The sequence below is a fragment of the Pelovirga sp. genome, assembly GCF_059864205.1.
In genome coordinates, this window is the sequence record NZ_JCBCBS010000156.1 from 18,791 (window position 1) to 29,104 (window position 10,314).

Consider the following 10,314-nt stretch of genomic DNA (forward strand, 5'->3'; position numbering starts at 1 on the left):
AACACTCTATGATAGAAACATCTTCCGTGACAATCCCGTTAATACAGGAGTTTTTTTCATGTATCAAATTTCCGCCAAAGGCCGCGGTGTACGGCAGATGTTCGATGATATCTCCGGTCGTTACGATCTGCTCAATCGGGTTCTATCGCTGGGTATTGACCGCCGCTGGCGGCGCTTTGCTGTCAGCCAGTTGAAAATCCCCAAGAATGGCCTGGTGCTTGATATTGCTACCGGTACCTGTGATGTCGCTCTCGAGGTCGCTGCCCAGACCGACCCATCGGTGATGATTGTTGGTGAAGATTTTACTCAAGGGATGCTGGTTCAGGGGCAGGCCAAACTGAAGCAGTCCCCTTTTGGTGAGCGCATCATGCTGGTCAACGCCCCCTGTGAAGCGATTCCCCATCCGGATAACTGTTTTGATGGCGTGACTATCGCCTTTGGTATCCGCAATGTCGTTGATCGTGAGGCGGGCTTACGCGAGATGGTGCGGGTGCTCAAGCCGGGGGGAAGGGCAGTTGTTCTTGAGTTTTCCCATCCGAAAAATCAGTTTTTTCGCAGCATTTATTATTTTTACTTTCAAAAAGTGCTGCCAACCATCGGCGGGCTGCTGTCAAAGCGCAGTGCATACCAGTATCTGCCCGATTCAGTGCTCGAGTTTCCAGCGCAGAAGAACTTTGCCGCCATGATGACCGCAGCCGGTTTTGCGCGGGTACAGTATGTTGATCTGACTTATGGTATTGCGACTGTGTACGTGGGGGACAAGCCGCGCTAGTGATTTAACTGAGCGGCAGAAGGTTATTGTATTCGCTCACCTCAGTACTTTGTCCTTGATTTCTTGACCTGATTGAAAAACAATGAACAGCGGTTTTATTCAGGGTGAAGGTGTTTATGGAAGAATGTAAATCTATTTTTGGCAGGGCAATGATGCCGCCACGATCTGGTTGGAAGATAACCGGCGGGCGGTTTTTTTGTGCTCTTTGCGGCAATGGTTATTTGACAAACGATTTTCCATCAACCAACAGGAGGCTTCAATGAGAAAAACAGTCATTTTGTTTCTGGCACTGACCCTTTCACTGGCGTTGGCGCTGCCGGTTCTGGCGGACACCATCAAGATCGGTTTCAATATTTCCCTGACCGGGGATATTCCGAAGGTTGGCGAATCCTCCAAGTTTGCCGCTGAAATGCTCAAGGCCGATATCAATGGTGCCGGCGGACTGATGGTCGGTGGTAAAGCCTACAAGCTTGATTTTATCTATGAGGATAACGAATCAAAGGCAGAATCCGCGGTCACGGCGATGCTCAAACTGATCGAGCGCGATCAGGTGCTGGCGGTGGTCGGGCCCAATTCATCAAAGCAGGCGGTACCGGCCGGGCAGATTGCCAACGATAACAAGACGGTGATGGTTTCCCCCTGGGCGACCAATCCGGATGCGACACTGGATCGTCCCTGGGTGTTCCGCGCCGCCTTCCTTGATCCCTTCCAGGGGCCGGTGGCCGTCAATTTCGCCGTCAAGACCTTCGGCGCGAAGACTGCTGCGGTTATTTATGATCTGTCCAACGATTATTCAAAAGGATTGGCTGAAATCTTCAAGCAGGTGTTTGAAGAGAAGATGGGAGCAGGCAGCGTCGTCGCCTTTGAAAGCCACGGCACCCGTGACCAGGACTTCTCCGCGCAGTTGACCACCATCATCAACCGTAAGCCCGACTTTATTTTTGTTCCCAACAACTACAATCAGGTGGCGCTGATCGTGCGTCAGGCGCGTCAACAAGGCTATACCGGTGAAATTATGGGCTCCGATGCCTGGGGCTCAGCAGAGTTGATGACCCTGTGCGGTGATGTTTGTAAAGGGCTGCACTTCTCCACCCACTACGCCGCCGCTGGTGCCACCGGCGCGACCAAAGAATTCATCGACCGCTACACTGCGACTTACGGCTATACCCCGGATGACGTCGCTGCCCTGACCTGGGACGCCACCAAGGTGGTGTTGCAGGCGATTCAGAATGCCGGCCGGTTGACCGGCCGTTTGCGTACCGACCGTCAGGCGATTCTCGACGGGATGAAGGCGATCACCAGCTTTGACGGGATTACCGGCAGCATGAAATTCGATGAGGAAGGTGATCCGGTCAAATGTGCCGTGGTGGTTCAGATCAGCCAGACCGGCGAGTTCGAGTTCAAAGAATCTGTCTGTCCCTGATCAGCGTTCATGTCATTGTTTCAGCCCGACCCAGCAGGGTCGGGCTGGAATGCCCCTTTAGATAGATAAATGGATACAGCGTTGAAGTGATGACCACCAATGCCGCCTGGTATCCGGTTATGGCTGAGTTGCGTGGTCGCTTTGTTGTACTAAAGGTTTGCTGATGTTGGAACTGATTATTCAAAACGCCATCAATGCCCTGCAGTGGGGGAGTTTCTACGCTCTGATTGCCCTTGGCTATACCCTGGTGTACGGGGTGTTGACCCTGATCAATTTCGCCCACGGCGATGTTTTTATGGTCGGTGCCTACATTGCTTTTTTTGTCGCCACCTTTTTTCTGGTGTCACTGGGGGTGCCCGGTTGGGTGGTGCTGGCCCTGTGTGTCCCCCTGACCATGATTCTGACGTCCCTGGTCGGGGTCACCCTGGAGCGGATCGCTTATCGACCCCTGCGCAACAAGGGTGCCCACCGACTTTACGTGGTCATTACCGCCCTGATGTGCGGTTTGATTCTGCAGCACGCCAACCTGGCGATTTTCGGCGCCAGTCGCAAAGCTTTCCCACCGTTGATCCAGGAGCATGTCTATAACGTCGGCGGTGTGAGTTTCACCAACCTCAAGGTTGCCGTTATCGTCACTGCTTTTCTGGTGTTTCTGATCCTGCACTGGATCGTCACCCGGACCCGAGTCGGCATGGCGATGCGGGCGATCTCCTACGACAAGTTTGCGGTGCCGCTGATGGGGATTCCGCTGGATCAGATCATCGTCATCACCTTTGTCCTTGGTTCCGGCTTTGCCGGGCTGGCTGGTCTGCTGTTTGCCATGAGCTATCCGGTGCTGGAGCCTTACATGGGGGCGCTGATCGGTTGGAAGGCTTTCATCGCCGCCGTGGTCGGCGGTATCGGCGATATCCGTGGCGCGTTTTTAGGCGGATTTCTGCTGGGCGCGATCGAGATCCTGGTGGTGGCTTTTTTTCCGTCGACCTTGCGTGACCTGATCGCTTTTACCGTGCTGCTGGTGATCCTGACCTTCAAGCCGACCGGGTTTTTCGGCGTTGCCAAAACTACCAAGATCTAGGAGAACCCCTTGCTGAGACGTTATTCTGTTCACCTGATCCTGGCGACGCTCGGCGGGCTGGTTGTCTATCTTGCCTACAATGAGTATCTGGGACTTTATTATTTGTCGGTGCTGATGTTCATGGGGGTGAATATCATTCTGTCTTCGAGCCTGAACCTGGTCAACGGCTACATGGGCGAATTTTCCTGCGGTCACGCCGGGTTCATGTGTGTCGGAGCCTACGTTGCCTCGGTGCTTGGAGTCTGGCTGTTCGCCAGGGATCGGGTATTCGGTGCACCAGTGCTGGACCCTGAATACGCCCTCTACGCCTTTCCGGTGATTATCCTTGCCGGAGGCATTGCGGCGGCTCTGGCTGGATTGCTGGTGGCCTTTCCCTCCTACAAAACCCGCGGCGATTATCTGGCAATCATCACCATTGCGGCCAATTACATTATTATCAGCGCGATCGAAAATATGAGCGCCATCGGTGGCTCCCGCGGCTTCATGGGCATGAAGGGGGTGATCAACGCTATGGAAGACACCATCTATCTGCCGTGGATGCCGATCTGGGTGTTTATATTTACGATTTTTTCTGTGTGGGTGATTCGCCGTTATGTCTCCTCTACCTTCGGCAAGGGAGTCAACGCCATCAGCCAGGACGAAGTCGCTGCCGAAATAATGAGCGTCAACACCAACAAGATTAAAACCATTACCTTTATGCTGTCATCAGGACTGGCGGGAATTGGCGGGGGGCTGTTTGCTTATATTCTCGGCTACGTCAATCCGGGCAGCTTTAATATTCTCAAGTCGACGGAGATTATGGTGATGGTATATCTGGGCGGGATGGGATCCCTTTCCGGGTCGATCCTGGCGGCAATACTTTTTACGATTTTGCTGGAATTGCTGCGGCCATTGCAGATCATCAAGTGGATCGTTATTCCGCTGGTGCTGATTATTCTGATGCAGTTTCGTCCGGAAGGAATCATGGGGAATCGCGAGCTTGGCCAGACCTTCCCCCGGCTGAAGAAATTCTATCGGTTTAAATAGAGATGGTCAGAACTATGCAACAAGTACAGCAGCAGACAACTTCCGACCCGATCCTGGAGATTCGCGGTTTGACGCAAAATTTTGGTGGTTTGCGTGCCGTATCCGATTTCAACGTCACGCTTGCTGGTAAGCAGTTGACCGGACTGATTGGTCCCAACGGCGCAGGCAAAACAACGGTATTCAATCTGGTCAGCGGTTTTTATCAGCCGAGTGAGGGGCAGATTCTGGTCGACGGCGTACCGACGGCTGGATTAAAGCCCCACAAGGTTACTGCTCTGGGGGTAGCCAGAACCTTTCAAAATATCCGTTTGTGGAACGACATGTCGGTCATGGACAATATCCGGGTGGCGCAGCATTATCGCCTCGGTTACGGGTTCTTTCACAGTGCCGTGCGCAGCAAGCGCTATCGTCAGCGGGAAGAGGAAATCGCCCGCGAAGCGACGGAGTTGCTGGAGATTTTCGAGCTGAAGAAGTATGCCGACGAATACCCCCGGAATCTCCCTTATGGCACCCAGCGCAAGCTGGAAATCGCTCGTGCCTTGTCGATTCATCCGAAACTGCTGCTCCTCGACGAACCGGCAGCCGGACTCAACTCGTCTGATATTCACGAACTGATCCGCCTGATCCGTTGGATTCATGATCGTTTTGATGTCACCATCTGGATGATTGAGCATCACATGGATGTGATGATGGAGTTGTGCACCCACATCAAGGTTATAGATTTCGGCCAAACCATCGCTGAAGGAACGCCGGATGATATCCGCAATCATCCAGCGGTCGTTACCGCTTATCTGGGGGATGATAAAATCTGATGATGCTCTCGGTTGAAAACCTCGAAGTTAAATATGGCAATATCCAGGCACTGCACGGCATCAGTTTCCATGTCAACGCAGGGGAAATTGTCACCCTGATCGGCGCCAATGGTGCCGGCAAGACCACGAGCCTCTATGCGATCGCGCGGTTGACCCCTCCTGAAGCCCCACGGGTCATCGGCGGCGATATCCGCTTCCAGGGCAGGTCCATCCTGACCACGCGCCCAAGTGATGTCGTCAAGCAACTCAAAATGGCGCTGTCCCCGGAGGGACGCCGCATTTTCGGCAACCTGACGGTGATGGAGAACCTCAAGCTTGCCACCTTCGCGCGTGACAAGGATGCCGACCTGGAACGGGAGTACGAGCGCGTGTTCGATCTCTTTCCCCGACTCAAGGAACGTCGCCACCAACGCAGTGAATCCTTGAGCGGCGGCGAACAGCAGATGTTGGCCGTCGGTCGTGCCCTGATGACCGGCTGCCGGCTCCTTCTGCTCGACGAACCGAGTATGGGACTCGCGCCGGTACTCAAATACGAACTGTTCCGTAAACTTAAAAGGCTCAACGAAGAGGGTATGACCATCCTGCTGGTGGAACAGAACGCCAGCCTCGCTTTGAATCTCGCCCATCGCGGTTACGTGCTCGATACCGGCACAATCGTCGCGGAGGGCACCAGTGCTCAACTGATCAACAATCCCGAGGTTAAAAAAGCCTATCTGGGAGGCTGATGAATCGGCTTCCCAATCTACCCCTGCAACTCCACTCGTAACTACTCAGTACCCACTTTGCATGGAATTGGGGCTACCACGCCAAGGGACACGACTGTTTCTAATGGGGCCGTCCATGGCCGTTCGACGGCCGCCCGCCATGACGACGGTCGCCCTTGTCAAGGCAGCCCCGATCTCGTGCTGAACAGTTCCACCCCCCTACTCAACATGTTCACCTTCTGCTCGGTAAAGGGCATCTTTGTGCCTGCGCATGTCCTGTGCCACCGGACACTTCAAAAAACCTTCACAGCTGAAATCTCCCAATGCCATAAATCAGCTCGGTGACAGTAGCTTTTTTGAAAAAAAATGATAAAAGTTTGAGTAACTCTGGCAATCAATTTTTACAATTGACCACGCTTTCATTTCCCTTGTCAGCAATGCCCCCTAACCCAGGAGGATCTTATGCCACAGGAATACACGGTCAAAGAAGCATTGAAAATGGCGATTATGGCAAAAAAGAATCTGATGGATTTTTACCTGGAAGCGGCAAAAATTACTGAAAATGAAATGGGCAAGAAGGTCCTCGCCCGGCTTGCCGGCGAGGCTTGTGATAACGCCAGGAAGTTTTATCAATACTATCATTGGGATGATCTGGGCAGCTTTGACGAGCTGATGAGTCAACCGCCTAAGGCTGACTCGGTCATGCTGCTCGAGCTGAGAAAAGCGTTGAACAAGGATGTTCACGAGCGCAAAGCCCGGGAGTTGGCCCTGAAAGAGGAAGAGAACATGGAAAAAACCTTTCTGCAGGCCGCCAAAAACATCATCGATCCCCAGGTGCGCGCCATATTTAACGACGTGGCCAGGGATACCCGTATCCACTATGAAATTATTGCATCAGAATATTCCCGTACCATGGGGATGGTGCATGAGAGCGATATGGATACGTACGTACGTGAGTAATATTGGACTCTGATGACTCAGAGCAACGACCTCCGCCGGGAGTTCACCCTCTTTGCGGAGGGGGTTATTCGGTTTCTTCTTTCTTGATGATTTCCGGCTGGAAGAGGGAGCCGATGTCCTTAATCAGCTTCTCCGGTAATCCGAGGGTGCGTCTAAAAACGCCCAAGACGGTGCCGGCAATGGAGTCGACCGGTATGGCGCTGACAGATGGATTTCCAGTCGCGCCTTCGACCCGGAAATAGGCGGTCAGCACTGCCCGGTCTTCCCCTGCCAGAATCCAGCCGGCAATGGGAATAGAGCTGACTACCTTGTCAATCGTGCGGAGCGGCATGACCCCGAGGGTCATGTCAACGGTTTCGTCCTTGAGATTGTGCTTGCCGACAATCGACATATTCATCGCTTCACTGATGATTTTGAGATCTTCGCTATGAACCAATCCGTTACTGAGTTGAACACTCCCCTCCATCAAGGTGAACGGCATTCCTTCGCGATCCATGTCCGGCAGTCTGCCGCTGAAGATCTGTGAGACATTGAGCAGGGAAAAGATCTGTGCCAGTCCGCGGAATTTTCGTAATGTACCCTGGTGGATCTGAAAGTAGGCACCGCCGCTGGCGTGCTTCCAGAATGTGCCGCTGCCCGGGTCTCCTTCGAGGTAAAAGTCACCGGTCATTGGCCCGCGGATGAGGCCGGGGCGATCAAATAGATCATGGTGGACGGTAGCGGCGTCGACGCCATTGATATGACCGGAAATTTTAAGCGGGGCTGCCAGATCATGGCGGTTGTATTCGACCTTGGCGCGGATCCAGCCGCCGCCGCTTTCAAAGGTTAGAGGGTAAATGGAGATAACGCCCTTGGAATCAATTAAGGTGGCGCGGGCGGCGGTAAATTTCATGCCACCCAAGGTTCCTTCGCGCGCGGTAATCTGGATGGTTATGGGTTCCTGCGGCGAGTCGTCAGGGGTGTTTTTTGGTGACCGTTTTGCCGGATTGCGGAACAGCTTGATAATGTCGAGGACATCGGCTTTTTCGCCATGAATAACCAGATTGGTTTGCGGTCGTCTGAAGTTCTTGACGCTGCCGAACACGGACGCCTGGGTAGAGTCTTCGAGGGTCACTGTCACCGGATCAAAGGAAATGCCGTGTTGATCAATCTCCAGATGGCCGCGAAGGTTATGCAGGGTCAGTTCCGGGTGACGGAATACCAGGTCCTGTGCCCGGGCGCGGTTGGCGGCAACCTCGAGCCTGAGCAGCGGAGCGCTCCACCCTTGCATGTCGCCGTCGACAATAAACGCTGAGTCGCCCAGTTTGGCTGGTAACTGGCTGAAACGCAGGCCACTTTTGTCGATGTCGATCTCGCCGGAAACTCCATTGAGGTCGCCGATCAGGGAGGTCAGATAAGCGCCACCTTCTGTCAGGAACAGCTTGCCATGCCAGGAGGTGACGTCAAAGAATAGGTCTGCCGCTGCAGTGCCGGCTAACTGCAGGCGCGCGAAGGTGCTGTTGATGGAGGACAGGCTGGACAAGTCCAGATTATCTGTGGTCAGTGCGACGCCTGGCTCTTTATCCCAGGGACGAATGGTTGCCTTGCCGGTCAGGCCTATGGGTGAACTATACATATCGAAACGGTCAAGTTCAATGCGGTCGTGCTGATGCCAGGTCCCGCTAACATCGATATGCGCTGGTTGCTGTGCTTCCTTGCGATAGTAGGAGTTCAGTACAATGCCGCTGTCGTCCAGGCGGACACGCAGGTTGAAAGATGGGGCATCAAGGGTACCATCGATGCCAAGATTGATTTGTGCCGGACCGCTGGCAGAAAATCCAGCGGGCAGAGTCAGTTTGGCAAGAAGCTGTTCCAGCAAGGGGGCGGCGCGTGCTTCCAGCTTTAAAACCGGTTCGGTAAAAAGATGATCGATCCGGCCATCGGCAGCGAAACTGCCCACCCTGGTATGAGCTTGGGTGGCGGACAGGGTCAGGGTTGAGCCACTGAGGATTAATTCCGACGAAATGGCATCAATTGACCAGGGATCGGTGTTCTCCCAAGCAATGTCTGAGAGCTTGACCTCGCCCTCGATCTGTACAGGGGATGCACTAGCATCTGATTCAGGCCACTGATGGTCGATGCGCAGGAGCAGATGATCGAGGGTCCCCGCGACGAACCCGGCTCGGGTAAACTGATCGATAGCGGCAAAATCGGCAGCTGTGACACTCAGGTCTCTGCTTTTAAGTTGTGCTTGCAGTTGTCGCACCGGGGTGTGCTGCAGCCTCAGATGGCCACTGGCCGGAAAGCCGAGCAGCTTGCCGGCAAGATCACTGAAATGTTCAGCGTCTTTTGCCGATGTCCAGATGCCGTCAATATAAATCAATGGTGAGCCGCTGCCGGCCCGGGTTACGGTGGCTGATACCTGGGCTCCCGCGGCGGGGATGCCGTCGAGGGTCAGCTTGATGCGCCCCGCTTGCGCCAGAGCGGATTTCACATCTGTCACTCGGGTTTCGGAACCGTGGCGACCGATCTGCAGGTCAGCGCGCCAGTCACGCAGGCGCCAGTTGTCGCCGATTAAGGGCGGCAGCAGGGTTTCAAGGAGAAAATCGGCACGCATTTCAACCTCATGCCCGGAAATTACCAGTTTTGAGGACTGTTGTGCCTGCCAGTCATAGATGATCGCATGGAGATTGGTCAGGTGAACCAGCGGGGCTTCCTTGTCATAAATTCTGGCCTCGGCATGTCTGACCGTCAGCATGCGGATGTCGAGCTGGAAAGGGGAGTCTTTTATTGTTGCTGCCGCAGGGGGAGGTTGGTGCGCTAGAGGTAAATGCAGGGTGGCTCTGGCTCCGAGAATGTCGACATCCTGCAGAATAATTTGTTTGTTCAGTAGCGGCAACAGGGGGAGGGTCGCGCTTATTTGCGGAATCCGCAAATGGAATTCCTGCTCTGTGCCGATTTCAACCTGATACAGATCGATAACAAATCCGCGGCGAAACTTGAGGGACCCGGAGCCGATAGTGACCGGTTGCTGCAATGCCGAGCTGACCTGTTGCTCGAGGGCGTGGCGATACTCTTCGAACTCCAGGCGGCTGATGTAGAGCAGCAACAGGGCAATTCCAAACAAACCAATGAGCAGCAAGGTGAGGAGAGCGCGGGTTGTGGTAGTGATGATTGATCTCATCATGAATCTGGTACCTGTTGCGCCCGGTCGGCAGCATGAAAGATAATTTAAACCGTCCCTCATGATAGCCTGTCCAGTGCTGGCCAGCAAGAGACAATGGCTGCGGGAGGCAGGGATATCTATGCTTTACTTGACCAAATTGCCCTGATAACATAACCCGCCCCTTGGTAGGTGCCCAATGCCGGCATCAGCTGAATTTTTTATCTTTCCTGAAGACGGTCCGTTGTAGGCCATGAAGATCAAGCGTCTTGACATTTTCGGGTTCAAATCCTTCGTCGACAAGGTCTCTATCCAGTTTGAAACGGGGATCACCGGGATTGTCGGCCCTAATGGGTGCGGCAAGAGCAATATCCTGGATGCGATTCGGTGGGTGATGGGT

The 10,314-nt window shown here is 54.0% G+C and carries 9 protein-coding genes; 8 read left to right on the forward strand and 1 reads right to left on the reverse strand.

From position 1 onward, the window contains the following. Positions 1 to 58 precede the first annotated feature (58 nt). The 7 genes from ubiE (at position 59) to AC6F7T_RS10045 (ending at position 6,772) form a co-directional block, all read left to right on the forward strand. Positions 59 to 772 (forward strand): bifunctional demethylmenaquinone methyltransferase/2-methoxy-6-polyprenyl-1,4-benzoquinol methylase UbiE, encoded by a 714-nt coding sequence (gene ubiE, locus AC6F7T_RS10015; protein WP_500718471.1) that lies wholly within the window; start codon positions 59 to 61, stop codon positions 770 to 772. Positions 773 to 1,031: 259 nt separating this feature from the next. Continuing rightward, positions 1,032 to 2,195, forward strand: a complete 1,164-nt coding sequence (locus AC6F7T_RS10020) for an ABC transporter substrate-binding protein (protein ID WP_500718472.1) — start codon at positions 1,032 to 1,034, stop codon at positions 2,193 to 2,195. 163 nt (positions 2,196 to 2,358) lie between these two features. Beyond that, entirely contained in the window at positions 2,359 to 3,270 is a 912-nt protein-coding gene (locus AC6F7T_RS10025) for an ABC transporter permease subunit (RefSeq protein WP_500718474.1), read from the forward strand. 9 nt (positions 3,271 to 3,279) lie between these two features. Then, complete coding sequence (locus tag AC6F7T_RS10030) at positions 3,280 to 4,296, forward strand: ABC transporter permease subunit (protein WP_500718476.1); 1,017 nt, start codon at positions 3,280 to 3,282, stop codon at positions 4,294 to 4,296. A gap of 14 nt (positions 4,297 to 4,310) precedes the next feature. After that, the gene (locus AC6F7T_RS10035; RefSeq protein ID WP_500718478.1) at positions 4,311 to 5,108 is read left to right on the forward strand and encodes an ATP-binding cassette domain-containing protein; all 798 of its coding nucleotides are present in this window, start codon (positions 4,311 to 4,313) and stop codon (positions 5,106 to 5,108) included. Beyond that, positions 5,108 to 5,833 (forward strand): ATP-binding cassette domain-containing protein, encoded by a 726-nt coding sequence (locus AC6F7T_RS10040; protein ID WP_500718479.1) that lies wholly within the window; start codon positions 5,108 to 5,110, stop codon positions 5,831 to 5,833. Before AC6F7T_RS10035 ends, AC6F7T_RS10040 begins: the two co-directional genes overlap by 1 nt. Positions 5,834 to 6,274: 441 nt before the next feature. Beyond that, positions 6,275 to 6,772, forward strand: a complete 498-nt coding sequence (locus tag AC6F7T_RS10045; RefSeq protein WP_500718480.1) for a ferritin — start codon at positions 6,275 to 6,277, stop codon at positions 6,770 to 6,772. Positions 6,773 to 6,836: 64 nt separating this feature from the next. Here the strand turns inward: AC6F7T_RS10045 and AC6F7T_RS10050 are convergent, their stop codons facing one another. Then, positions 6,837 to 9,938 (reverse strand): YhdP family protein, encoded by a 3,102-nt coding sequence (locus AC6F7T_RS10050; RefSeq protein ID WP_500718481.1) that lies wholly within the window; start codon positions 9,936 to 9,938, stop codon positions 6,837 to 6,839. A gap of 229 nt (positions 9,939 to 10,167) precedes the next feature. Here AC6F7T_RS10050 and AC6F7T_RS10055 point away from each other — a divergent pair. After that, positions 10,168 to 10,314: AAA family ATPase (locus tag AC6F7T_RS10055; protein ID WP_500718483.1), on the forward strand; the 147-nt coding region annotated here is incomplete at its 3' end.